At 64.4% G+C, this 22,854-nt stretch carries 22 protein-coding genes; 6 read left to right on the forward strand and 16 right to left on the reverse strand.

Annotated elements, in window-relative coordinates:
• Window positions 1–135: 135 nt before the first annotated feature.
• On the reverse strand, window positions 136–1,116 hold the full coding sequence (locus AC6LJY_RS24610) for a LysR family transcriptional regulator (RefSeq protein WP_104145618.1): 981 nt from the start codon (window positions 1,114–1,116) through the stop codon (window positions 136–138).
• A gap of 177 nt (window positions 1,117–1,293) precedes the next feature.
• On the opposite strand from AC6LJY_RS24610, the gene AC6LJY_RS24615 reads away from it, so the two are divergent.
• Window positions 1,294–2,613: an MFS transporter gene (locus AC6LJY_RS24615; protein ID WP_046805155.1), complete on the forward strand. Its 1,320-nt coding sequence runs from the start codon at window positions 1,294–1,296 to the stop codon at window positions 2,611–2,613.
• Between the two features lie 35 nt (window positions 2,614–2,648).
• Complete coding sequence (locus AC6LJY_RS24620; protein WP_046805156.1) at window positions 2,649–3,947, forward strand: ArgE/DapE family deacylase; 1,299 nt, start codon at window positions 2,649–2,651, stop codon at window positions 3,945–3,947.
• On the opposite strand, the gene AC6LJY_RS24625 is transcribed toward AC6LJY_RS24620, so the two are convergent.
• The 4 genes from AC6LJY_RS24625 to AC6LJY_RS24640 form a co-directional block, all read right to left on the reverse strand.
• Window positions 3,916–4,350 (reverse strand): hypothetical protein, encoded by a 435-nt coding sequence (locus AC6LJY_RS24625; RefSeq protein ID WP_498136962.1) that lies wholly within the window; start codon window positions 4,348–4,350, stop codon window positions 3,916–3,918. The genes AC6LJY_RS24620 and AC6LJY_RS24625 overlap by 32 nt on opposite strands.
• 12 nt (window positions 4,351–4,362) lie before the next feature.
• Entirely contained in the window at window positions 4,363–5,421 is a 1,059-nt protein-coding gene (locus AC6LJY_RS24630) for a polymorphic toxin type 44 domain-containing protein (RefSeq protein ID WP_498136963.1), read from the reverse strand.
• 294 nt (window positions 5,422–5,715) lie between these two features.
• Window positions 5,716–6,096: a hypothetical protein gene (locus tag AC6LJY_RS24635; protein WP_052946030.1), complete on the reverse strand. Its 381-nt coding sequence runs from the start codon at window positions 6,094–6,096 to the stop codon at window positions 5,716–5,718.
• A 180-nt stretch (window positions 6,097–6,276) separates the two neighbouring features.
• Window positions 6,277–6,633: a DUF4148 domain-containing protein gene (locus AC6LJY_RS24640; protein WP_498136964.1), complete on the reverse strand. Its 357-nt coding sequence runs from the start codon at window positions 6,631–6,633 to the stop codon at window positions 6,277–6,279.
• Window positions 6,634–6,857: 224 nt separating this feature from the next.
• On the opposite strand from AC6LJY_RS24640, the gene AC6LJY_RS24645 reads away from it, so the two are divergent.
• Window positions 6,858–7,673, forward strand: a complete 816-nt coding sequence (locus tag AC6LJY_RS24645) for a class I SAM-dependent methyltransferase (protein WP_498136965.1) — start codon at window positions 6,858–6,860, stop codon at window positions 7,671–7,673.
• 66 nt (window positions 7,674–7,739) lie between these two features.
• Here AC6LJY_RS24645 and AC6LJY_RS24650 read toward each other — a convergent pair whose 3' ends face one another.
• Entirely contained in the window at window positions 7,740–7,955 is a 216-nt protein-coding gene (locus AC6LJY_RS24650) for a SlyX family protein (protein WP_219990961.1), read from the reverse strand.
• 198 nt (window positions 7,956–8,153) lie between these two features.
• Here AC6LJY_RS24650 and AC6LJY_RS24655 point away from each other — a divergent pair, with 198 nt between their 5' ends.
• Window positions 8,154–10,235 carry a TonB-dependent receptor domain-containing protein gene (locus AC6LJY_RS24655; RefSeq protein WP_498136976.1) on the forward strand — a complete coding sequence of 694 codons (2,082 nt, stop codon included), beginning with the start codon at window positions 8,154–8,156 and terminating at the stop codon, window positions 10,233–10,235.
• Window positions 10,236–10,261: 26 nt separating this feature from the next.
• On the opposite strand, the gene AC6LJY_RS24660 is transcribed toward AC6LJY_RS24655, so the two are convergent.
• A complete protein-coding gene (locus AC6LJY_RS24660; RefSeq protein ID WP_120156794.1) occupies window positions 10,262–10,891 on the reverse strand; it encodes a nitrogen fixation protein NifQ in 630 nt (209 codons plus the stop codon).
• 228 nt (window positions 10,892–11,119) lie between these two features.
• On the opposite strand from AC6LJY_RS24660, the gene AC6LJY_RS24665 reads away from it, so the two are divergent.
• On the forward strand, window positions 11,120–13,642 hold the full coding sequence (locus tag AC6LJY_RS24665; RefSeq protein ID WP_498136966.1) for an ankyrin repeat domain-containing protein: 2,523 nt from the start codon (window positions 11,120–11,122) through the stop codon (window positions 13,640–13,642).
• Between the two features lie 145 nt (window positions 13,643–13,787).
• Here AC6LJY_RS24665 and cyoD read toward each other — a convergent pair whose 3' ends face one another.
• The 9 genes from cyoD to AC6LJY_RS24710 form a co-directional block, all read right to left on the reverse strand.
• Window positions 13,788–14,138 carry a cytochrome o ubiquinol oxidase subunit IV gene (gene cyoD / locus AC6LJY_RS24670; RefSeq protein WP_046805162.1) on the reverse strand — a complete coding sequence of 117 codons (351 nt, stop codon included), beginning with the start codon at window positions 14,136–14,138 and terminating at the stop codon, window positions 13,788–13,790.
• On the reverse strand, window positions 14,138–14,752 hold the full coding sequence (gene cyoC / locus AC6LJY_RS24675; RefSeq protein ID WP_006222595.1) for a cytochrome o ubiquinol oxidase subunit III: 615 nt from the start codon (window positions 14,750–14,752) through the stop codon (window positions 14,138–14,140). The genes cyoD and cyoC overlap by 1 nt, the downstream gene beginning before the upstream one ends.
• Before the next feature lie 3 nt (window positions 14,753–14,755).
• Window positions 14,756–16,732 (reverse strand): cytochrome o ubiquinol oxidase subunit I, encoded by a 1,977-nt coding sequence (gene cyoB, locus AC6LJY_RS24680; RefSeq protein WP_046805163.1) that lies wholly within the window; start codon window positions 16,730–16,732, stop codon window positions 14,756–14,758.
• 2 nt (window positions 16,733–16,734) lie between these two features.
• On the reverse strand, window positions 16,735–17,643 hold the full coding sequence (gene cyoA / locus AC6LJY_RS24685; RefSeq protein WP_046805243.1) for a ubiquinol oxidase subunit II: 909 nt from the start codon (window positions 17,641–17,643) through the stop codon (window positions 16,735–16,737).
• Between the two features lie 258 nt (window positions 17,644–17,901).
• Complete coding sequence (locus AC6LJY_RS24690; protein ID WP_043544500.1) at window positions 17,902–18,453, reverse strand: response regulator transcription factor; 552 nt, start codon at window positions 18,451–18,453, stop codon at window positions 17,902–17,904.
• A gap of 4 nt (window positions 18,454–18,457) precedes the next feature.
• Window positions 18,458–19,660: an ATP-binding protein gene (locus tag AC6LJY_RS24695; protein WP_104145612.1), complete on the reverse strand. Its 1,203-nt coding sequence runs from the start codon at window positions 19,658–19,660 to the stop codon at window positions 18,458–18,460.
• A 252-nt stretch (window positions 19,661–19,912) separates the two neighbouring features.
• Complete coding sequence (locus AC6LJY_RS24700) at window positions 19,913–20,473, reverse strand: copper chaperone PCu(A)C (RefSeq protein WP_498136967.1); 561 nt, start codon at window positions 20,471–20,473, stop codon at window positions 19,913–19,915.
• A 75-nt stretch (window positions 20,474–20,548) separates the two neighbouring features.
• Complete coding sequence (locus AC6LJY_RS24705; RefSeq protein ID WP_485800846.1) at window positions 20,549–21,250, reverse strand: SCO family protein; 702 nt, start codon at window positions 21,248–21,250, stop codon at window positions 20,549–20,551.
• Between the two features lie 64 nt (window positions 21,251–21,314).
• Window positions 21,315–21,743 (reverse strand): DUF2946 family protein, encoded by a 429-nt coding sequence (locus AC6LJY_RS24710; protein WP_498136968.1) that lies wholly within the window; start codon window positions 21,741–21,743, stop codon window positions 21,315–21,317.
• Window positions 21,744–22,065: 322 nt separating this feature from the next.
• On the opposite strand from AC6LJY_RS24710, the gene AC6LJY_RS24715 reads away from it, so the two are divergent.
• Window positions 22,066–22,746 carry a peptidoglycan DD-metalloendopeptidase family protein gene (locus AC6LJY_RS24715; protein ID WP_314365308.1) on the forward strand — a complete coding sequence of 227 codons (681 nt, stop codon included), beginning with the start codon at window positions 22,066–22,068 and terminating at the stop codon, window positions 22,744–22,746.
• The last annotated feature ends 108 nt before the right edge of the window (window positions 22,747–22,854 follow it).

Raw genomic sequence — 22,854 nt, forward strand, 5'->3', positions numbered from 1 at the left:
AGCCACCGCCTTACGCGCGGCGGCTCGGGGCGTTTTTCATGCCTTCAACGGCGCGCCGGCAGCTGCCGGACGTCACCCCGAAGGCAAGCCGGCCGCCACCCCTGACGCGACCCCGCGCTACCCCCACGCCCAGGCTCAAGGCAGATGCGGCAACAGCCGCTGCGGCAGCGAATAGTTGTCGATATGGTCGCGGAACGCCGCAATGAACAGGTCCTCGGCCGCGCTGCGGTGCGCGTCCCCGTGCCAAAGCAGATGCAGGTCCGCCGCGCACACGCCTTCGCCCGGCGGCAGCCGCCACAGGCGGCCCTCGGCAAGATCGGCCTGCACGCTATGTTCCGGCAGGCAGCCGATGCCAAAGCCCGCCACCAGCAGACGCTTGACCTCGTCATGCTGTGACGACGTTGCAATGATGCTGCCCGAGAACCCGCGCTGGTCACGAAAGATCGTCAGCGGAGACAGGCTGTCGCCCAGGGCGTCGCTGGCGAACGAGACAAAATTCTCGTTCAGCAGATCTTCCATGCGGATGTCCGCGCGCCCGAACAGCGGATGGTGTTTGCCGCAGAACATCGCGTAGCGCTGTTGCAGGAACAGTTTGTGGTCCAGCCGCTTGGGAATCTGTCGGCACAGCGCGATGCCCGCCGTCGCGCCCCGCTGCTGCAACACGTTCACGATTTCGCTGCTGGGCAACACGTCCAGCTGAACTTCTATGCGCGGGTGCGCCCGATGAAAGCGCACCCAGAACTCGTCATACACCGCCGAATGAATGCGGCTGGCCACCAGCAGATGGATGCGGCCCACGGTTTGTTCCTCGGCCTGCGCCACGTCGCTGACCAGTTGCGACACGTTGCCGTGAATGGCCAGCGCAGCCTGGCGCACCTCTTCGCCGGCCCGCGTGATGGCAAATTTGGAGTGATGCCGTTCGATCAGGCGGCGATCCAGCTGCTGTTCCAGTCGGCGCAACGCCTGGCTGACCGCTGACTGCGTCAGGTGCAGTTTGATAGCAGCGCCGCTAATGCTGCGCTCTTGCGCGATGACCAGAAAAGTGCGCAGCAGGTTCCAGTCCAGGCGATCGCCCACGCGCGTAATCGTCGTGGGAAGAATCGATTTATCTTTCATAACACATTGATCGGTAACGATTTGGTGGGGCGCGGTGGACGCGAAGGCGCAATGCCCGGACATGATATCCGAACATTAATCCTGCTTAAGTCAATGATAAGAAATCAGAAATTGACCGCTCCCACGGGCGCGGGCGATAAAGCCGCCATCAAATCCAAAAAATCCCAAGGAGGAATCATGTCGGCCCCCGCCCATCCATCCGCCGCCAGGCAACCGGTGCGCGCCGCCGCCGCGGCTTTCATCGGCACCACCATCGAGTGGTACGACTTCTACATCTACGCCACCGCCGCCGCGCTGGTGTTCGGCAAGGTGTTCTTTCCCACCGCCGACCCGTTCGTCAGCACGATGGCGTCCTTTGGCACCTTCGCGGCGGGCTTTCTGGCGCGGCCGCTGGGCGGGCTGGTGTTCGGCCACCTGGGCGACCGCGTCGGCCGCAAGAACGCGCTGATGGCCACGCTGGTCATCATGGGCGTGGCAACCGTGGGCATCGGCCTGCTGCCCAGCTACACGCAGGCCGGCATGCTGGCGCCCGCGCTGCTGTTGGTGTTGCGCCTGGCGCAGGGCCTGGCGGTGGGCGGCGAGTGGGGCGGCGCGGTGTTGATGGCAGGCGAACACGCCTCGCAACGGCGGCGCACCTTCGCGGCATCCTTCGCGCAGCTGGGTAGCCCGGCAGGCTTGATCCTGTCGCTGGTGGCGTTCCGCCTGATCACGACGCTGGACGAGGCCGACTTCCTGGCCTGGGGCTGGCGCATCCCGTTCCTGGTCAGCGCCGTGCTGCTGGTAGTGGGCTACTTCATCCGCATCGGGGTCAGCGAATCGCCCGACTTCGCCAAGGTGCTGGCGCAGCAGGAAACGTCCGAAGTGCCCGCGCGCGAAGTGCTGCGCACTGCGTGGCGCACCGTGCTGCTGTGCATGGGCGTGTGCACCGTCGCCATCGGCGGCATCTATTTCACCAACACGTTCATGCTGGCCTACACCACGCAAACGCTGGGCCTGGACCGCGCGATGATCCTGGACTGCCTGTTCGCCGTCGCCATCATCCAGCTGATCGTGCAGCCGCTGGCCGCCTGGTTCGCCGAATCGCTGGGCACGTCGCGCGTGCTGATGATCGCGGCGGCGTGTTCGGTGTTGGCGCCGTACCCGATGTTCATGCTGGTCAGCCAGGCCACGCCGCTCAGCATCGTGGCCGGCATCGCCATCGTGCTGGTGTTCATGGCAACCATTTATTCGGCAATGGCGGGCTTCATCAGCGCGGCCTTCGAGACCCATGTGCGTTATTCGGGAATCTCGCTGTCGTACCAATTGTGCGGGGCCGTTGCCGGCGGGTTCACGCCGTTGATAGGCACCTGGCTGTCGCATCAATATCCCGGCCAGTGGCTGCCGCTGGCGCTGTTCTATTCCGCGCTGTCGGCCATTACGCTCGTGTCGATTTGGGGCTTGGCTAACCACCAGCCGCGCCGCGCGGCCAGCGCTCGCACCGTCACGCCGGCCGCGTAGGCCGGGCGCTCAACATTCCTCTTCAAGGAGACTTCATGGACACCACCCAAGCCCCCGCCGCGTTGACGGCCGAACAGACGCGCCGCATTCTGCAGGCCGTCGATGACCGCTTTGATGCGCAACTGGCCTTCACGCAGGAGCTGGTGCGCTTTCCGTCCTTGCGCGAGCAAGAGCACACGGCACAGGACTTCCTGTACGAGGCGATGCGCCAACGCGGCTTTGCGATGGACCGCTGGAAGATCGACGTCAAGGACATCGAATCGCATCCGGGCTTCGGGCCCGTCACCGTCTCGTACGAAAACGCCTTCAACGTGGTCGGCACCTACCGGCCCGACGTGCAGACGGGCCGCTCGCTGATCTTGAACGGCCACGTGGACGTGGTGCCCACGGGCCCGCAGGACATGTGGAGCCGATCCCCTTGGGACCCGGCCATCATCGACGGCTGGATGTACGGACGCGGCGCCGCCGACATGAAGGCCGGCCTGGCCGCCAACCTGTTCGCCTACGACGCCCTGCGCGCGGCCGGCTACGCACCCGCGGCGCCGATCTACTTCCAGTCCGTGGTGGAAGAGGAATGCACGGGCAACGGCGCGCTGGCTGCGTTATTGCGCGGCTACAAGGCCGACGCCGTCATCATCCCCGAACCCGAAGAAAACATGCTGGTGCGCGCCAACGTGGGCGTGTTGTGGTTCAAGGTCCGCGTGCAAGGCCACCCCACCCACACGCGCGAAATGGCCAACGGCTTCAACGCCATCGACGCCGCCTACGCCACCATCGAAGCGCTGCGCAAGCTGGAAACCAAGTGGAACGGGCAGCATCATTGCCACCGCCATTTCGAACACCTGGACCACCCCATCAACTTCAACATTGGCAAGATTGAAGGCGGCGACTGGCCATCCACCGTGCCGCCCTGGTGCGAATTCGACGTGCGCGCCGCCATCTACCCCGGCACGACAGCGGACGAAGCCCGCGCCGAAATCGACGCCTGCCTGCGCGACGCCGTGTCCGACCCCCGCCTGGGCGGAACACCGCCAGCCGTCACCTATACCGGCTTCTACGCCGAAGGCTACGTGCTGGAAGAAGGCTCCGACGCGGAAAACACCCTGCGCGAATGCCACCGCCAGGCCTTCCAAAGCGAGCTGCAAAGCTTCACCACGCCCGGCTACCTGGACGCCCGCGTCTTCGTCATCTACGGCGACATGCCCACCCTGGTCTACGGCCCCAAGTCCCTGGACATCCACGGCTTCGACGAACGCGTGCACCTGGAGTCGGTACGCCTTATCACCAAGACCATCGCGCTGTTCATTGCGCAATGGTGTGGGGTGCGGGAGTGAGGTAGGTAGAAGTTCGGTCGGGGTTTCCCGAAAACAGGCGGGCAAGGAATCGATCGCGTATTTCGGTGCGTTCGACCTTTGCCCCATCCCCGACAAACACGTCGACACGGCTGAACGGCTGCGTCAGCTTGATATGGTCAGCGCTGTGGCCCGGAAAAGTGATCAAGATCCACATGCCGGGCTTGGGAAACATGGCCGTGCGAAATCTCAAGGTCTGGCCGGGGCTCATGCCAAGCTTGCGCGTGTCGTCGTTGTCGTTGAAAAAGACGCTGACGCGGCCGGTGGCATGTTCCGAGTAATGCACCACCACCACGGGCGAAAACGCACCCCAGACGGCGGAAAATACCCAGATGCATGCCAGCAATGCCAGGATGGCGCAAAGCAGGCGCGCTACGACTCGCATGCTTGCGTGCTTTCAACGGCTGCATTCATGGCGTTCCTTCGCCCGATGCTCAGCGATTCCCCAAGGCAACGGCACGGCGGAAATTCGTTTCAACAGCGTAGCCGAGGTCAGTTCGTGAGGCTTGGCGGCGGCATAGAGATCGCATCCCAGTTTGATTGAAATGTGGTCCGGCACATCGTCCGCGCTGGCCGGCCACGGGCCGTTGGTCGAATGGTCTTGCCACCTAGGGAGTTTTCCATCCTTCATGGACCGATAGGCGTCTGATAGCGCTTGCGCCAAGCCCGCCCCGTGAAGCAGCTCGGCTTCGCTAAAGCCCAGGGCCACCCCGACATATCCATAGTGGATGTTCGACCAGATGTCGTAGTAGTAGTCAAAATCACCCAGTTTTTGCCAGCCTCGATTAAAGCCGTGCGGCCCCAGCCGTTGTCGCAGAAGTGGCTTATGGTCCCATGGCCGGCCAGGGCCAACGCGCTCGACCCACATTGCATAGGCGGCAGCCTTTTGGGCCGCGGCCGCTGCGTGATAGTCGGGTCTCCCAGCCAATTTTTCATGCCAGCGTAAGCGATGCCATTCAGCAGTTTGCGCGTCGGGATCCGCGCTGTTGGCCCCAAGTATCTTTCTGCCTTCGACGGAGAAGGGATTGGTCTTCATTTCACGAACGATGTACTCGGCCACTGCGACCGCCGTATCAGCGTGATCGCAGAAAACGTGGTCCGGGGCCTTGGCTCGTATGCGCTCACTGCTGGAATCACTCTCTGGTGAGGCGCTCTTGGCATTGCCTGCGTGGGCCCGAAAACCCAGATCTTGGGCTAATACGGCGATGTTCTGGCTGGCGATCAGCGTCGCGCCACATGACGTTTGCATGCCGTCGATCGCCAGCCGGATCCCGTCGACCATAAAGGTGGATACGCCCTCCGCGATAGGGTAGGTTCCCTTGCACTGGGGGCAACTCACCATATGTCCTAGTCCCGATGCCGCCTTACCTTCAATCAGGTAGGAGTTGATTCCCTGCAAGACGGTGCCACCGTGAATCGTCGTGTCGCCAATTCGTATGATTGGTCTGGCTGACATACGCCCTCCCACGCAAATTAGACTGGCTTCGAGTCTATTGAATTTGCAACGGGCCAGACGATCTAATGGGAAAAATCGGACTACTACGAGCGGATTCGGAATTGATCCGATGCCGACAGGGACAAGCTGCCCGCCGCGCGGGGACGTCAGAGCATGTCAGGTGTGGCGAAATCGGCCGGTGGGCATCGGCGCATGGGGCGACCGAATAAGAACAGCCCCCGGCTGTAAAGCAGGAGGCTGCGGTGTAGCAGGTCTTTCGCTATCGGGTCGGCTCGGATTCCGCCTATCCCCGCATCAAGTACTGCTGGCCTTCCAGGTGCCGTCCGGTTGCTTGCAGAACCAGAATTGCCATTTCTCGGTGGTGCTGCTGCGGGCAAAGTCGGCGACCAGGAAGCGGCAGACGCGGTCGTCCTTGATCTTGCTGGTTTGCGTGGGCGTCAGTTGTACGGTGATTGGCGCGGCGCGCTTGGGCTGGGTCTTGCTGGTCCATTCGGTGCGCTGGCCGTCGGCCGATTGGTTCAGCGCCTGGGCGACGGCTTCGTGGAACGAGGTGCGGTCGCCGTTGGGAATCTGCGTGATGAGAGAATTATTCAGCATCACCGGCGGTGCGGCGACGGCGGCTGCCGACATGCCGCTTGCGATGAGCAAGGCGGCGAGAACGCGGGTGTATCTCAAGATAGGCTCCCTGTCTGATGAGTCAGATTTTCTTGCTGGCACTGGAGCCGATAGTACGCGAACGCGTTGCGTTTGCCACGCACGTTGCCACCCAAAAAAAGGCCGCCTGGTTCAAGGCGGCCAAGGTACAACAGGGAGGGGGTAATCGTGGTCAGGCGCTGTCAGGCGTTGTCAGCCAGATCAGTTGCCGTGGTAGACGCCGGCGAAGGGCATGTCGTTGGGCTCAACGTTGGAGACCAGGCCGGCAGCCTTGGCGGTAGCCAGTTCGGCTTGGACGTCGGCGCGGGTCTTGCCCGATTGCGGGGCACCGTAAACGCCCTGGAAGGGCACGTTGTTCGGTTCCACGTTGGTCACCAGGCCAGCGGATTTGGCGGCGGCCAGTTCGGCCTGCGCTTGCGCGCGGGTCGGGCCTTCGTACTGCGTGCCGTAAACGCCTTGGAACGGCACGTTGTTGGGTTCGATGTTTTGCGATGCGTAGGCGCCGGCGCTCAGGGCGGCAAAGGACAACATCAATGCGGTAGCTAGGGTCTTCTTCATGGTAAATCTCCGATTTCAAGAGCCTTGGGTGCGAATCAGGCGGCCTATCCGTCGTGGTTCGTTGCTGTTTCCCGATGACTGAATTCTGCGCCGATCCCGGGTAGGGATAAACCCGGATATCCGTAAAAGATATTTCCATCAATGGAAGAATATCGTTCGATTTTCCGATTTATTCCATTTATGGAAGCCATAGCGTCCCCCCAGGCGTCTTAAGAGGAGCCCGCATGGAACAGGTCCGGCTTACCGGTGTACGAGCCACGCTCTTGATCACGCTGTACGCCAAGGCAGCGGAAAGCCGCCTGCCTGGATCGTTGTTGCAGGATCGGTACGCGGCCGAGGCCGTGGCGCGTATCGACCATGATTTCGCCGCGCTGCGCATGAGCCGCGACGCCATGATCGGGCTGTCCATGCGCGCGTACACGCTGGATGCCTGGGTGCGGGAATTCCTGGCCGCGCACCCCGACGCCACCGTGCTGCATCTGGGATGCGGGCTGGACAGCCGGGTATTTCGGGTGGACCCGTCACCCGGCGTGGGGTGGTTCGATGTGGACTACCCCGATGTGATCGCGCTGCGGCGCGCCGTCTATCCCGACCGGCCGGGCTGCGAATTGCTGGGTACGTCGTTGGCCGAACTGGATTGGCTGGCGCGCATTCCCACGGACAAGCCGACGCTGGTGGTGGCCGAAGGGCTGCTGCTGTATCTGCACGAAGCGCAGGTACTGAACTTGCTGCGGGTGATCACCACGCAGTTTCCCTCGGGCGAAATCGTGTTCGACGCCTACTCGCGGCTGGGGCTGGCGCTGGCCTCGCGCAACCCCATGTTCCGCGCGACCGGCGCGCCGATGCGGTGGAACCTGGAGGACGCGCAGATGCTGGAAGCGCAGGTGCCGGGTCTGCGGTTGCGCACCGAACAGTGGGTGTACGAAGAGGCCGGCGCGCAATGGGCGCGGTTCAGCGGGCCTGCACGCGTGGGCGTGTGGCTGATGCGGCGTGTGCCGCTGCTGCGCAAGCTGGGCAGGTTGCTGCGATACGGTTACTGAGGCGTGCAGGGGCGTGCAGGGGCGTGCAAGGGCGCGAAGGCGCGCAAAGGCGTCCAGCAGTACCGGTCAGTAGTGCGGCGGTAGCTCGTCGCGCAGGCTGCGAAAGGGCGCGGCGCCTTCCGGGGCTTGTTGGCGCAGGTCGGCCACCTCGCGCTGCAGGCGCTCTATTTGCTGTTGTTGGCGGACGATAATCTGGTTCAGTTGGTCCAACAGATCATCCGCAAAGCTGGACTTGATTTCCAGCTCTTGCAGGCGGCGTTCTATGTCTTGCATGGGTTCCATGGCGGCTATTAGACCCTTTCCTGCCGCGGATTTCCAACGGAACACGGGATCTTTCAGGCTTTTATACAGGAGACATCGGTGACGGACCAGGCGGGGCGTTGCACATGGCGGCAAGCAAAAGGCGCTACGCGCGGGCACGGGCAGCGCGGGCTGCGGCGGGGCTTGCAGTGGCTGATGCAGGGCTCGCTGGTGGCGGGCATGGTCAACACCGCCTGGGGACAGACGGTGGACGCGACCCTGGCGCCGGTGGTCGTGACAGGCACACGCCTGGGCACGTCCGTGCTGGACACGCCGGCGTCGGTGGATGTGGTCGACGGCGCGGTGATGCGCCAGCGCCAACCCGGCATCAACCTGTCGGAAGGGCTGGCGGGCGTGCCCGGTCTGCAAATCCAGAACCGCCAGAACTATGCGCAGGACTTGCAGATATCCAGTCGAGGCTTCGGCGCGCGGTCCACGTTTGGCGTGCGCGGCGTGCGCCTTTACGTGGACGGGATCCCGGCCACGATGCCCGATGGCCAAGGGCAGACGTCCAACATCGACATCGCGTCGCTGGCCCGTGTTGAAGTCATGCGCGGGCCGTTCTCGGCGTTGTACGGCAATTCGTCAGGCGGGGTGATTCAGGCGTACACCGAAGATGGCGCGGCGCCGCCGTCCCTGTCGGCCAATGGATGGGGGGCCAGCTTTGGCACATGGCGTTATGGCGCATTGGCCAGCGGGGTTACTGGCGGGGGCGATGGCGAAGGCGATGGCGATGGCGTGGGCGCCCTGGACTACGTGGTGAGCGTCAGCCGCTTCACCACCGACGGCTATCGCGACCACAGCGCGGCGCGGAAAAACCTGGCTAACGCCAAGCTGGGCTTGCAACTGGACGACGCCAGCCGGCTGACCATCGTGCTGAACAGCGTCGACTTGAAAGCGCAGGACCCCTTGGGCCTGACCTGGCAGCAGTTTCAGGATGACCCGCGCGCCGCGCCCTTGGCCGAGCAGTACGACACCCGGAAAACGGTGCGCCAGACCCAGGGCGGCGTGGTCTACGAGCGGCAGGTGGATGGGCGCAATATGTTGCGCGTGATGGCGTATTACGGCCAACGCGACACGAGGCAGTACCAGTCAATTCCCCCCGCCGTACAACTGGCGCCCACGCAGGCGGGCGGCGTCATCGACCTGGCTCGCGAATACGGCGGCGCGGACGTGCGCTGGACGTCCGAGCTTGATGTCGGCGGCCGGGCGCTGACCTTGGTTGGCGGCTTTGCCTACGATGCCATGCAGGAAGACCGCAAGGGCTATCAGAACTTCACCGGCTCGGTGGCCAACCCGACCCTGGGCGTGCAAGGCGCGTTGCGGCGCAACGAAACCAACACTGTGTACAACGCCGACCCCTATGTGCAGGCGTCGTGGAAGGTGGCGCCGCGCTGGACCCTGGACGCGGGCCTGCGCTACAGCACGGTCAGCTTCGACTCCAACGACCACTACCTTGCCCCCGGCAATGGCGACGACAGCGGCGACGCACGCTATCGCAAGGCCCTGCCCATGGCGGCGGTGCGTTATGCAGCCAGTGACGATGTCAGCCTGTACGCGTCTTACGGGCGCGGATTTGAAACGCCCACGCTGAACGAAATCTCGTACCGCCCCGGTGGCCAGCCCGGCTTGAACTTCGGCTTGGCGCCGTCGCTTAGCACCAACCTGGAGGCGGGCGTGAAGGCGCGCGTGGCAGGCGGCCTGGCGACCGCCGCGGTGTTTCACACGGGCACGGAAGACGAGATCGTGTCCGCCGGCAGCAGCGGCGGGCGCACCAGCTATCAGAATGCCGGCCGCACACGGCGCGACGGCGTGGAACTGGGTTGGTCCGGCGAACATGCGCCGCACTGGCGCACGCAGCTGGCCTATACCTGGTTGAACGCGCGCTACGCCGACGACGGCACGGGCGGCATCCGCGCGGGCAACAAGATACCGGGCATCGCACGGCAAGCCTTGTTTGCGTCCTTGGCGTGGGCGCCGCCGCAAGGCTGGCAGGCGTCGGTGGAAGGGCGCGTGTTAAGCAAGATCTACGTGAACGACGCCAATGATCAGGATGCGCCAGGCTATTTTGTTGCCGCCATCAGCGCGGGCTACGTGAAGAAAATCAACGCCTGGGAACTGAATGCCTACGCGCGCGTGGACAACCTGTTCGACAAAAAGTACGTCGGGTCGGTCATCGTCAACGAAAGCAACGGCCGCTATTACGAGCCGGCCGCCGGGCGCAGCGTGGGCATGGGGCTCGGCGCAACGTATCGCTTCTGACGATGCCGCGCAGCCGTGGCGCGGCGTCAGTCAGGCGCGCTTGAATAGCAGATGCCGTGGTCTTCACATTGCGGGCATCCGGGCGCGGCCGACGGCGGCAGGCCCGCATGCTCGCAGGCCGAATAGGCCAGGAATTTTTTCCAGCGCAGGTTGCGCGTATTGCGCATCACCAGGCCCGGGTAATGGCGCGCCAGCAGAAAGGTGACGTCTTCGCGGCCGGCCAGACCCAGGTCGCGCCACAGGTGGTCGGGCCGCAGGCAGGCGTGCGCCAGCACGCCGGTGACCCAGGCCGTGGTGCCCAGGTCGGGGGCGCGATAGGCCTCAAGCAACACGCGCATCAGCAGCGTGAAGCCGGGTTGCGGATCGCCCCGGCCGTGGACCGCGTACACGGCGTATTGCTCGACAAACGCGGCCAGCCGGGCGTCTTCGGATTGCAGCGCGCCCGGAAAAAGATGGTCCGTCAGGTCCGCGATCTCGTCCGGGCTCAGGCCGCTGCGCGCCAGATCGTGGTGCGCCAGGCTGGTGCCGATGACGGTGGCGAAAAAGCCGGCGTCGGGATGGCCGGGTGGCGCGTGATGCAAGAGGGCGCGCGCGAACCGCTGCACCGACACGGAAATGTCGGCCTGGGCGGGGGAAGAAGTCAGCACAGCGTCCATGGCGGGGGTAGCGGCAATCGCTAAAGTAATTCTGATGTTAATGAAGTCGTTATGTTGCGAAATATATATCGAAAGCCATGACAGGCCGGCGATATTGTGGACAAAATGGTCTCAGGACATACCCGAACGGTGCAGACGCCAAGTGATCAATAAGACGCACTTGCCCAGAGGCAAAGTGGCGCTCGCGAGTATCATCGGCGTCCTTGCACTTTCCGGGTTTCCCCTAGCATGCCGAGCCGCTTCCGTCCCGCTGTTTCCCGATTGTTTGGCGCCGTCCTGATCGCGCTGGCGGGCCTGTCGGCTGCGCCGCCACCGGCCGCCGCCTACGACATCGGTGCGGTCATCGACGCCGTGCGCCTGTCGCGCTATCCGCTGCGCGACCCGGAACGCCGCGTCTGGGGAACAGAAAACGTAAAGGACGCGGTACTGGTCGGGCAGATGGAAAACCGGCTCTATCTGTATCGGTATTTGCGGCCCGACGCCAAGACATTCAGCCTGGAATTTCGGTCCCAGCCGCTGGTGATCGATCCTTCCAGATGGAGCGCATCGCGACAGGAAAACGTGGTGGTCCGGTCACCGCGCAACGCGGAAACCCTGTACTGGGTAGGCGTGTCCTATAACGGTGATGACGACTCGCAAGCCCAGGGCTTCCTGGTCGATGCAAGCGGCGTGGCCGCGTCGGTGCAGGCCGATGCCAGGCTGGCCGTGGTAACGGCCGACCGCCCCTGGACAGACGAACGCCGCGCGCAGGCCCTGGCCACGCTGCGGCCCGCCCTGACCGACTATCCCGTACGCATGAAGGCGTTTCCGGCCGACCTGCGGTTTGAATACCGCGCGCCGGTGGACGTGACCGCTACGTTTCGCACCCTGCATCAAGTGGCGCGCGCCATCCCGCGCGCCAAGACGGCGGAGTTCAACCGCGCGTTGGCCGACCTGCGCCGTTTTGTCATGGAACAGGACCCCCGCGAAATCGACCCCAACAATGAAGACGCCGAGATGCTGACGGCGCTGAACGACTACGGGTTCTGGCTGGTCGAATCCGGCGACACCGAACAGGCCGATCGCATTTTGTCCGAGGTCTTGCGGCGTGATCCGGCGCGCACGGCAGCCTATCTGAACCGTGCCGATGCGCGCTGGAAACAAAGCACCAAAGCGCGCGACCGGCGCGACTATTTCGAAGCGCTTGCGCGCGAGGACTACCGCCTGTATTGCTCGCGCCGGCTGGCGGCCAACGACGCCATTCCCGCCAACATCGCCACCCGCATCAGCGCGGCGCTGAAGGAAACGGCGCCGCTTGACGCAAAGAGCTGCCGACCCCGCCTGGCGATCTTCAAGGCGATCCAGGCCGAAGATCTGGACGCGGTGCGCGCCGAATTGGCGGCCGGCCAGGACCCGAACGGCGAGAACGAACACGGCAGGTCCGCGCTGGCGGTGGCCGTCTCGCAAAAGCAGCTGGACATTGTGCGGGTGCTGTTGGCGGCGGGGGCGCGTGCCGATGGGCCGAACAATGGCTATGTGCTGCTGGCGTCCGCGTTGCCCGACGCCCGCGACACCCGCCCGGCCGAGCAGCGCTATGCGCTGGCCGACGCGCTGATCGCGGCGGGGGCGCCGCTGGATGTGCCCGACTCCAGCGGCATGCCATTGCTGATGCGCCGCGTGTCGTATTCCAGCGAAGACAAGGAAACGCTTAGCTACCTGCTGGCCAAGGGCGCCAACCCGAACGCGCGCGACAAAAGCGGCCGGTCGGTGCTGCACGCCGCGATGCAAAGCCCCAGGACCTTGTGGTTTGCCGAGGCGCTGCTGGCCAAGGGCGCCGACATCAACGCGGCCTATGTGCGCATGTACTACGGCAATCGCGGTATGTGGGAAACGCCCTTGCTGGAAGCGCTGCGCGACGCTATCAACGGCGAGTTCACCCCGACGGCGGTGTATCCGATTCCTGAACGGTTGCGCTTTGCGCTGGCGCACGGGGCGGACCCGGCCGTGGGCGGCTACAGCGCCAACAAGACGCCGGATCGCAACGGCATGGACGAGGCGCTGGCGCTGGCCGCGCGCACGATGCAGCCGACGCTGGTCGACCAGCTGGCACAAGCGGCCAAGCCGCCGTATCAAGCACTGACGCCGGAGCCGCTGTCGCGCCTGTTGGGCGTGTGGAATCAATTGGAGATCCGCGCGGCCATCAAGCAGAACAGCCCCGACTGGGACGGCCAGCGCGCCAAGCTGCGCGCCACCGCCGACCGCTTGCTGGCCGCCGGCGTGCCGTTGACGCGCGCCGACGACGCCACGGGCATCGCCAACAACAACATCGCGCCGCTTGGGCTGCCCTGGCTGCCTGACGACCTGTATCAACAATGGCTGGAAAAGGGCGCCGACGCGTCGGACAGAAGCGACCCGAACACGCGCATCGATGGCGTTGCGGATGCCGACGCGCTGCCGCTGGTGATCATGCTGCGCGCGGGCAACGAGGCCAAGGCCAAGATGCTGATGGACCACGACGCCGGCCTGTATCGCACCCAGTGGCGCTGCGGCATGGCGGTGGCCGATGTGCTGGCGTGGCAGCTGGGCAATAGCGGCCCGATCAGCCCGACGGGCGCACGCGCGGTGCGGCAGGTTTTGGAAGGGGCGCAAGGCGCGGCCAGTTGCGACTTGAACCAGACGTCGCGCGTACAGCCGTTCGTGGGAATCAGCGCCCGCGACCTGGCCGCGCGCGCCAACGTGACGCTGGCGGTAAAGGCGCCCCAGCCCCGGTAGCCAGGGCGCCCCAACCCCGGTAGCCAGGGCGCTGCCGCCGCCGGTCTGCATTTTCCACACCGCACTTTCAAAACAAAACAGGCGCCCGAAGGCGCCTGCTTTTTTTGCGTAAACGCTGACGGGCAGCGTCATCGGCAAACCGTCCTTACATGGCGTGGCCCATGTTGACGTTCATGTTGTACAGCACCCATGCCGACCCGCCGACGATGATGGCGATGATCATCACGGTGAAGACGAACGCGGCCAGGTTGTCGCGTGCCGACTTCGACGCGCCCATGTGCAGGAAGTACACCAGTTGCACCAGCAACTGGAGCACGCACAGGGCAACGACGCCGACGATGGTGATGGTGTGCGACAGCGCGCCGTGCATCACCAGGCCGAACGAGCCGAAGGTGAGCAGCAACGAAAGCACGAAACCGATGATGTAGGACTTCAGGCTGCCGTGGTCGGCGGCGTGATCGTCGTGGCCGTGTGCGGCCGCAGCGGAGTGCGACATCAGATGGCTCCCATGAGATAGACGAAGGTGAAGACGCAGATCCAGACGATGTCCAGGAAGTGCCAGAACAGGCTCAGGCACGCCAGACGACGCTTGTTGATCGAGTCCAGGCCATGGCGGCGGATCATGTCCAGCAGGACGATGATCCAGATCAGGCCGAAGGTGACGTGCAGGCCGTGCGTACCGATCAGCGTGAAGAACGCCGACAGGTAAGCGCTGCGGCCCGGGCCGGCGCCTTCCGTGATCAGGTGATGGAATTCCCAGACTTCCATCGCGATAAAGCCCGCGCCGAACAGGAACGTGACCATCAACCAGCCCATCGCGCGGGACTTGTTGTTGGCATGCACGTTCAGGTTGGCCATGCCGAAGGTGAAGCTGGAGAACAACAGCAACAGCGTTTCGACCAGCACGAACTTCAGGTCGAACAATTCCTTGCCCGTGGGGCCGCCCGCGGTGGCGTTGGACAACACCGCGAACGTGGCGAACAGCACCGAAAAGATCAGCAAGTCGCTCATCAGATAGACCCAGAAACCGAAAACGGTCTTGGATCCATCGTCATGATGCGCGTGATCGTCGTGACCCGCGTGGGGGTGAGTGGCTACGGCTTGAATCATGGCTCAGGCGGCCTTTTGCATTTTGTCAAAGTGAGCGTTTTCGATGCGTTCGACTTCCGCGGCCGGGACCCAGTAATCGACGTCGCGGTCGTAGGCACGGGCGATGAACGAACCGATCATGCCGACGAAACCAGCGGCGGCGAGCCACCAGATGTGCCAGATCAGCGCAAAGCACATGACCAGGCCGAACAAGCCGATGTAGACGCCAGCACCGGTGTTCTTCGGCATGTGGATGTCTTCGTACTTGGCCGGGCGCTTGTAGGCCTTGCCGCTTTGCTTGTCTTCCCAGAACTGGTCCAGCTCATCAACGTGAGGAACGTGGGCAAAGTTGTAGAAAGGAGCGGGCGACGAAATCGACCATTCCAGGGTGCGGCCATCCCAGGGATCGCCAGTGACGTCCTGGTTTTGCTTGCGTTGGCGTACCGACACGAACACTTGCTGCAACAGGAACCAGATGCCCAGCATGATCAGCGCGGCGCCAGCCAGCGCGACCAGCAGGTACGGCTGCCATTCCGGGTTGTCGTAGTGGTTCAGGCGACGCGTCATGCCCTTGAAGCCCAGGATGTACAGGGGCATGAAGGCCATGAAGAAACCGACGAACCAGCAGTAGAACGAGTAGCGGCCCAGGCGCTCGTTCAGCGTGAAGCCGAACGCCTTCGGGAACCAGTAGGTCATGCCCGCGATACAACCGAACACCACGCCACCGATGATGGTGTTGTGGAAGTGGGCGATCAGGAACAAGCTGTTGTGCAGCACGAAGGACACGCCGGGGATGGCCAGCATCACGCCGGTCATGCCGCCGATGACGAAGACGATCATGAAGCCCAGCGTCCACAGCACCGGCGTCGTGATGCGCAGGCGGCCGCGGTAGATGGTGAACAGCCAGTTGAAAATCTTCGCGCCCGTCGGGATCGAGATAATCATTGTCGCAATGCCGAAGAAGGCATTGACGTTGGCCCCCGCACCCATGGTGAAGAAGTGGTGCAGCCAGACCAGGAACGACAGCACGCCGATGGCGGCCGTGGCGTAGACCATGGACTTGTAGCCGAACAGCGTCTTGCGGGCAAAGGTGGCAACCACTTCCGAATACACGCCAAACGCCGGCAGCACCAGGATGTAGACCTCGGGGTGACCCCAGATCCAGATCAGGTTCACGTACATCATGACGTTGCCGCCCATGTCGTTCGTGAAGAAGTGCGTGCCCAGGTAGCGGTCCATCGTCAAGAGCGCCAGCGTGGCGGCCAGGACGGGGAAGGCGGCGACGATCAGCACGTTGGTGACCAGCGAGGTCCACGTGAAAATCGGCATCTTCATCAGGCTCATGCCCGGTGCGCGCATGCGCAGGATGGTCACGATGAAGTTGATACCGCTAAGCGTTGTGCCCAACCCGGATATCTGGAGCGCCCAGATGTAGTAGTCCACCCCGACGCTTGGACTGTAATCCAGCCCTGACAGCGGCGGATAGGCAAGCCAGCCGGTCGCGGCGAATTCGCCCACGAACAGCGAGATCATCATCAGCGCGACGCCGGCGCCGAACAGCCAGAAGCTCAGCGAGTTCAGGAACGGGTAGGCCACGTCGCGGGCGCCGATCTGCAGCGGCACCACGATGTTCATCAGCCCGGTAATGAAAGGCATCGCCATGAAGAAAATCATGATGACGCCGTGGGCGGTGAAAATCTGGTCGTAGTGGTGCGGTGGCAGGAAGCCGGCCGAGTCGGCGGAGGCTACCGCCAGCTGCGTACGCATCATGATGGCGTCGGCAAAGCCGCGCAACAACATGATCAGCGCGACGATGATGTACATCACGCCGATGCGCTTGTGGTCGACGGAGGTCAACCATTCCGTCCAAAGGTACTTCCACTTGCCGAAGTAAGTGATGGCGCCGAAGACCGCTAGGCCTCCCAGGCACACGGCGGCCAGCGTAACCATGACGATAGGTTCATGGTACGGAATGGCCTCGAGGGTGAGTTTCCCGAGCATTGTTAGTTAATTCCTGCGATCAGATTGTTCGACGTGGACGTGCACGTGGCGGAGTCCACACCGGCCATCTTGGACATCGTGCTGCCCAAGACGAAATCAAACATGGCGGGAGGCGCCGACGAATACTTGACCACCGGGTTGCGTTCGCTGCGCTTGGTCAGCTCGGCATAAACCTCGGGGGTCAGCGCCGTGGGCGAAGCCTTGGCTTCCTTGACCCAGTTGTCGAACCCTTCTTGCGACGTGGCGATGGCCTTGAAGCGCATGCCGGAGAAACCGGCGCCGCTGTAGTTGGCCGAGATGCCGGCGTACGTACCGGCTTCGCGCGCATTCAGGTGCAACTTCGTTTCCATGCCGGCCATCGAGTAGATCTGGCTACCCAGCTGGGGAATGAAGAACGAATTCATCACCGAGGCCGACGTGATGCGGAAGTTGACCGGAACGTCCACGGGGAACGCGATCTCGTTGACCGTGGCGATGTCGTAGTCGGGGTAGATGAACAGCCACTTCCAATCCAGCGACACCACCTCGATGGTGACGGGCTTGTGTTCGGATACGAGCGGCTTGTAGGGGTCCAGCGCGTGCGTGGAGCGCCAGGTGATCACGGCAAGAATCGCCACGATGATACAAGGAACGGTCCAGACTACGACTTCAATCGCCGTGGAATGGGCCCACTTGGGCTGGTAGTCGGCTTTGGTATTGGATGCGCGGTATTTCCAGGCAAAAGCCACAATCATGAACAGTACTGGAATCACAACGATGAGCATCAGCCCGGTCGCCGTGAACAGCAAAGTCTTTTCTTGGGCGCCAATATCTCCCTTGGGGGAGAGGATTTCCATGTTGCAGCCGCCAAGCAGCATGACCGCGCCGACGCCAAAAATGCGCGTAAGGGTCGCAAGGAGGGGGTGTTTCACGTACAGCCTTGGATGGAAGGTGGGAAATGCTGCAAAGCAGCAGACTGGAATGCTGCCAAGCAGCAACGTCCATCCTATCGGCTTGATATCCATCAAGCATGCGACACATGGTCGCATTGCCTGGGAGGAATCTGTCCTGAAGGGGCCAGATTCAGGGTTTTCCTAGGGGCGCAGTCGTCCCGGAGGAGATGCAGGGGGTGCGACGATATGTCGCACCCGCACATGAGGTGTTGTAAAGATGTGTCGCACCCGCACAAATCAGTCGACGAGGACTTCGCGTTCCGGCCCTGGTTTTTTTGCCAGCTTGCGCTGGAGCGACCGGCGGTGCATGCCCAAGAGGCGCGCCGCCGCCGAAACATTACCGCCGGTTTCGTGCAGGGCCTGATGGATGTGCTCCCATTCTAGGCGGTGCAACGGTGTCATGGTCGTTTCGATCGTAACGGATTCTGGCTTCACCAAACCCAGCGTGCGCAGGATCATCGGCGCGGTGGCGGGCTTGGGCAGGTAGTCGTCCGCGCCGCGCTTGATGGCCTCGACGGCGGTGGCGACGCTGGCGTAACCGGTGACCAGCAGGATGCGCATGTCGGGCCGCAGCGCGCGCAAGGGGCGGATCAGCGTCAGGCCGGAGTCCTCGCCCAGGCGCAGGTCCACCAGCGCGAAGGCCGGGCGGATTTCCTCGGCCACGCGCAGGGCCTCGGCGATGCCGGTGGCGGTTCGGGTTTCCAGGCCGCGACGCGACAGGCTGCGCTGCAAGGTGCGCACGTACAACTCGTCGTCGTCGATCAGAAGGCCAAGGTCGGTAGGGTTCATCACTTCAAGTTCCGGGGTTGCCCAGGGGCAGGTAAAAGCGGATGCGGGTGCCTCCCCCAACGGCGGCGGTCATGGTCATTTCGCCACCCAGCTGTTCCACGGTGGCATGCGACAGGGCCAGGCCGACGCCCAACCCTCCCGGCTTGCCGCTGTTGAACAGGCTGGTTGCGGGCAGCAGGGTCTGGTCGGGGTCGAAGCCCCGGCCGTAATCCCGCACTTCGCCACGCAGGGCGCCATAGCCATATTCCAGATGCAAATCCACGCGCGGCGTGTCGGCGGCCTCGCCGGCGTCCGCCGCGTTGTTCAACAGCGCCTGCAACAGGTGCGCAATCGCCGGGTCCACCCGCAGGCTGGGCGGCAACGAGCCCGAACGGTTCAGGTCGATCGTCGGGCGGATCAGCCGCCATTGACCCACCACGCGCACCAGGTCCACGGCGGTTGGGACAGCAAGATTGCGGATGCGTTCCCGGCAAAGGGCCAGTAATTGACTCAGGGTGGAGACGTCTTCGCGCAGGTCGTCGTCCTTGACCTCGGCGGCGATTTCGTCGGCCAGCAGGGTCATGGTGGCCAGCGGAGTGTTCAGTTCGTGGGCCATGGCGGCGGCGTGGGTGGCCAGGGCCACAATGCCTTCGTTGCGCGTGAAGCGTTCGCGCAGGCGGGCCAGCTCGCGCTCCCGGGCGCGCAGGTCGGAAGCCAGGCGGGTGGAAAACACCAGCACGACCACCACCGAAATCAGGAAGTTGGCGCCCAGGCCCCACAGCAGCAGGGTGTGCGTATCGACGTCGCCGCGCAGGGGCTGGCCGAAGATGGCCGCCGCCGCATAGCCTGAAATACCCGCCAGCGCCGCGGCCAATGCCCAGTTGCGCGGCAGCGCCAGGGCCGCCAGCGCGGTCAGGATCAGGAACATCATGCCGAACGGATTGCTGATGCCGCCGCTCCAGCCGATCATCCAGGACAGCGCGGCCATGTCCACCAGCAAATGGCCGAACGCCGTGGCGTGAGACAGGTCGCGGGGATGGCGCAGCCGCAGGCTGGCGTAGGCGTTAAAGCCGATCAGGACGCCGACGCCGATCCACAGGGGCTCCAGCGGCAGGGCAAGGCCCAGCACGCTGCTGGCCAGCAGGATGGTGGCGGCTTGGCCGGCGATGGCGAGCCAGCGCAGGCTGCAAAGGGTACGCAGGAATGAAAAGGCGGAACTACCGGGCATATCCAGACACAGAGTTGCCGGCGGGCCCGCCGGCGGGTCAAGCGCCCGGCGGCGCGGAACGCAGGCATCCAGCGCGCGGCGTAGAAAGCCGGCTGCCGCCGGCCCTGGAGACAGGCGCCGACGGTGGATGTGCTGGCATTGTATGGCGATTCAGCGGCCGACGCTGACGGCGGGGCGGTCTGTGCGTCCCCAATAAAGCCGGGCGTCGTCCGTACCGCTATATATAGAGCGTCAATCGCCGTGCATCGCGCCTCAGTGGCCGTGCTTGGCGGGCGCCTCGCCGGCCTTGGCGTTCAGCGCGCGGGCCTCAACCGACACCGGCACGCGGTGTTGTTGCTGCTTGGCGTCTTCCACGATCAGGGTCACGTCGATGTGGTCGCCGGGGGTGATCTGGCGGGCCAGGTCGATCAGCATGACGTGATAGCCGCCGGGCTTCAGGTCCACCGGCTGGCCGGCGGGCAAGGCGATAGCGGGGACCTGGCGCATTTTCATGACGTCGTCCTGCATTGCCATTTCGTGCACTTCCACGTGCTTGGCGGCGTCCGACTCCACGGCGATCAGGCGGCCGGCCTCGGGCGAGGTCAGGCGCATGAAGACGCCCGTGGCGTGCTGGTTGGGCACGGTGGCGCGCACCCAGGCGTCTTCGACTTTTACGGGGGCGTTGCTTGTCGCGTTGGTGGCATTGCTGGCGTTGCGGGCGTTGCTGGCGCCGGTCGCCTTGCTGGCGTCGGCGGCATGGGCGGTGGCGGCGACGCCGGCCAACACGGACAGGGACAGGGCGGTGGCAAACGTGCGAAGCGAAAAGTTCTTCATGATGGGATCTCTTCTTTTAAGAATTTATATAGATTTCCCGGCTTTCCAACCGGGGTCGTCTTGCAAAGCGCGGCCTTACAGCACCGTGCGCAGGTCTTGCACGCATTCGGCGGCGGACTGCGCATGGCGCAGGGCGATACGCAGCTTGCCCTTGGCGTCAATCACATAGGTCAGCGCGGTGTGGTCCATGGTGTAGGACGAGCCGGTCGGCACCTTCTGATAGAACACCTTGAAGGACTGGGCGGCGGCGCGCGTCTGTTCGGCGGTGCCGCGCAGGCCCACAAAGCCGGGGTCGAAGGCGCTGGTGTATGCGCCCAGGATTTCCGGCGTGTCGCGTTCCGGGTCCACGGTGATGAACAGCACGCGCAGCTTGTCGGCGTCGGCGCCCAGCAGATCCTTGATCTCCAGGGCGCGGGTCAGCGCCGTGGGGCAGATGTCGGGGCATTGGGTAAAGCCGAAGAACAGCAGGATGGGGTGGCCGCGGTAGTCGGCCAGGGTGCGCGATTGGCCGTTGACGTCCTGCAATTGGAAGTCGCCCGTTGGCATGCCGGACAGGTCCATGCCCAGCAGCTTGGGGGCGTCCGGCCCGCAGCCGGCCAGGGTCAAGGCCGCAAGGGGCAGGCAAGACAGCAGCAGGCGACGGCGGGAGTCGGGGGCCCGGCCGAGGTGGCGAGAGGACGCGTCGGCGGCCGCGAGGCCGGATGTGCCGGGAGATGCAACGGAGAGCGCAACGGAAGGCGCCGCGCCATGGGGCGCGCGCGAGAAGGGGAAACGCATGTAAACCTCGAAGATGGTCGTGTCGGCGGGGCGCGCGGCAATTTGCCGCGCGAACCAGGCGGGATCAGACCAGCGAGGGTGGGGCGCGCGACCCTAGCGGCGGGCCGTGCGCGGCCAGCGGGGGCAGCGCCCGGTACGCAATCGCGGGCGGGGCCGGGCGGCCCGTGGGCACGACGATTGGGGATACGGTGGGCGTGGGCGCGGGCGCCACGTGCGCCAGCAGGCCGAAGGCGCATTGCGCGCCGGTCTCAGTGGCGTCGTGCCGCGCCGAGCCTTCGTTGCCGGGCGATTCCAGTTTGAGGTCCAGCGTGGACAGCTCGCCGGCCGCCGAGCAGAAGGTGACTTCGAAGCGGCCTTCGTGCAAGGCGCGCGTGTCCGGCATGTACCCGGTGGGCACCAACGCGCGCAGCGTCAGCGCCAAAAGCGCCAGCCACAACACAACCCGGGCGCGCGTGGCGCCCGAGAAGCGTAAGAGGCGGGACATTTCGGACATAGCGGGCATTCTAGTCGATGGCTGCGCGGACCATCGGGCGTGGCGGGGGGGGCTGGCCGAGCGCGCCAGGGCATGGGCATGTGCCCGCCCGCGACCACGGCGCCCCCCTGCATCATCGCGCCGCCACCGGCCGTTTAAAAATCTTGGTACCCTTGAACGCAGTTGCGCCATCCCGACCCTCAAACCCTGTTGAACCCCTACCTCAGTGCCCCAGGTTTCAGTGCTTTCCTTGTCCGCCCCGACTCTGTCCGTGCCCGTTCTTGCGACCGCCTCGCCGCCTTCTGCGCGCGCCCCGCGAACGTGGTCGCGCAATCGTATATGGATGGGCCTGTGTGTTGTGCTGCTGGCTGCGCTGTTGTCGGCCTGCGGCACCACCAAGGTCCAGCCGGGCTACTACCGCGTGCAATCGGGCGACACGCTGACGCAGATCGCGCGCAAGCAGGGCACCTCGGTCAGCAATCTGGTGCGCTGGAACAGCCTGTCCAATTCCAACAGCATCGAAGTCGGACAAGTGCTCCGCGTCGAGCCACCGGCCGGGCAGGCGCGCACGTCCACGCCCAGCAAGTCGGCATCGAAGCCGGCGTCCACGTCGCGGTCTTCCCCATCGGGCGGCAAACGCCGCACGGCGCCACCGGGGGCAATTTCGCTGGTGTGGCCGGCGCAGGGCAAGGTCACGCGCGGCTATGACGGCGGCGGCTCGAACGGCATCGTGATTTCAAATTCCTCGGGTACGCCCGTGGTGGCGGCGGCGGGTGGCACCGTTGCGTATTCGGGCAGCGGCTTGCGGGGCTACGGGCATCTGGTGATCGTCAAGCACAACGCCAGCTTCCTGAGTATCTACGCGCACAACAGCAAGCTGCTGGTCAAGGAAGGGCAAAGCGTGAAGCAGGGGCAGAAGATTGCCGAAATGGGCAATAGCGACAGCAAGCAGGTCGGGCTGTACTTTGAACTGCGCTACGACGGTCAGGCGGTGGACCCGGCGGGGAATCTGCCTCCGCGATAGTGGACCAGGGCGACGGCGGAAGGGCGGGACCCGCCCGTATTTCGGGCGGCCTTGCGTCTGATCGCCGCAACTCTGCCAGCCGTGCACCTGCTAGCCGTCCGCCGCTAG

The sequence above is a fragment of the Achromobacter sp. RT286_PF genome (genome assembly GCF_059760425.1).

What these genes read in the sequence shown, in the direction of transcription:
- AC6LJY_RS24660 (WP_120156794.1), bottom strand. Translation starts at nt 10,891, where the DNA reads ATGGACGCTGTGCTGACTTCTTCCCCCGCCCAGGCCGACATTTCCGTG.
- AC6LJY_RS24625 (WP_498136962.1), bottom strand. Translation starts at nt 4,350, where the DNA reads ATGCGAGTCGTAGCGCGCCTGCTTTGCGCCATCCTGGCATTGCTGGCA.
- AC6LJY_RS24630 (WP_498136963.1), bottom strand. Translation starts at nt 5,421, where the DNA reads ATGTCAGCCAGACCAATCATACGAATTGGCGACACGACGATTCACGGT.
- cyoC (WP_006222595.1), bottom strand. Translation starts at nt 14,752, where the DNA reads ATGATTCAAGCCGTAGCCACTCACCCCCACGCGGGTCACGACGATCAC.
- AC6LJY_RS24705 (WP_485800846.1), bottom strand. Translation starts at nt 21,250, where the DNA reads ATGCGTTTCCCCTTCTCGCGCGCGCCCCATGGCGCGGCGCCTTCCGTT.
- AC6LJY_RS24620 (WP_046805156.1), top strand. Translation starts at nt 2,649, where the DNA reads ATGGACACCACCCAAGCCCCCGCCGCGTTGACGGCCGAACAGACGCGC.
- cyoB (WP_046805163.1), bottom strand. Translation starts at nt 16,732, where the DNA reads ATGCTCGGGAAACTCACCCTCGAGGCCATTCCGTACCATGAACCTATC.
- cyoD (WP_046805162.1), bottom strand. Translation starts at nt 14,138, where the DNA reads ATGTCGCACTCCGCTGCGGCCGCACACGGCCACGACGATCACGCCGCC.
- AC6LJY_RS24715 (WP_314365308.1), top strand. Translation starts at nt 22,066, where the DNA reads ATGGGCCTGTGTGTTGTGCTGCTGGCTGCGCTGTTGTCGGCCTGCGGC.
- AC6LJY_RS24690 (WP_043544500.1), bottom strand. Translation starts at nt 18,453, where the DNA reads ATGAACCCTACCGACCTTGGCCTTCTGATCGACGACGACGAGTTGTAC.
- AC6LJY_RS24640 (WP_498136964.1), bottom strand. Translation starts at nt 6,633, where the DNA reads ATGAAGAAGACCCTAGCTACCGCATTGATGTTGTCCTTTGCCGCCCTG.
- AC6LJY_RS24655 (WP_498136976.1), top strand. Translation starts at nt 8,154, where the DNA reads ATGGTCAACACCGCCTGGGGACAGACGGTGGACGCGACCCTGGCGCCG.
- AC6LJY_RS24650 (WP_219990961.1), bottom strand. Translation starts at nt 7,955, where the DNA reads ATGGAACCCATGCAAGACATAGAACGCCGCCTGCAAGAGCTGGAAATC.
- AC6LJY_RS24710 (WP_498136968.1), bottom strand. Translation starts at nt 21,743, where the DNA reads ATGTCCGAAATGTCCCGCCTCTTACGCTTCTCGGGCGCCACGCGCGCC.
- AC6LJY_RS24645 (WP_498136965.1), top strand. Translation starts at nt 6,858, where the DNA reads ATGGAACAGGTCCGGCTTACCGGTGTACGAGCCACGCTCTTGATCACG.
- AC6LJY_RS24700 (WP_498136967.1), bottom strand. Translation starts at nt 20,473, where the DNA reads ATGAAGAACTTTTCGCTTCGCACGTTTGCCACCGCCCTGTCCCTGTCC.
- AC6LJY_RS24695 (WP_104145612.1), bottom strand. Translation starts at nt 19,660, where the DNA reads ATGCCCGGTAGTTCCGCCTTTTCATTCCTGCGTACCCTTTGCAGCCTG.
- AC6LJY_RS24665 (WP_498136966.1), top strand. Translation starts at nt 11,120, where the DNA reads ATGCCGAGCCGCTTCCGTCCCGCTGTTTCCCGATTGTTTGGCGCCGTC.
- AC6LJY_RS24610 (WP_104145618.1), bottom strand. Translation starts at nt 1,116, where the DNA reads ATGAAAGATAAATCGATTCTTCCCACGACGATTACGCGCGTGGGCGAT.
- AC6LJY_RS24615 (WP_046805155.1), top strand. Translation starts at nt 1,294, where the DNA reads ATGTCGGCCCCCGCCCATCCATCCGCCGCCAGGCAACCGGTGCGCGCC.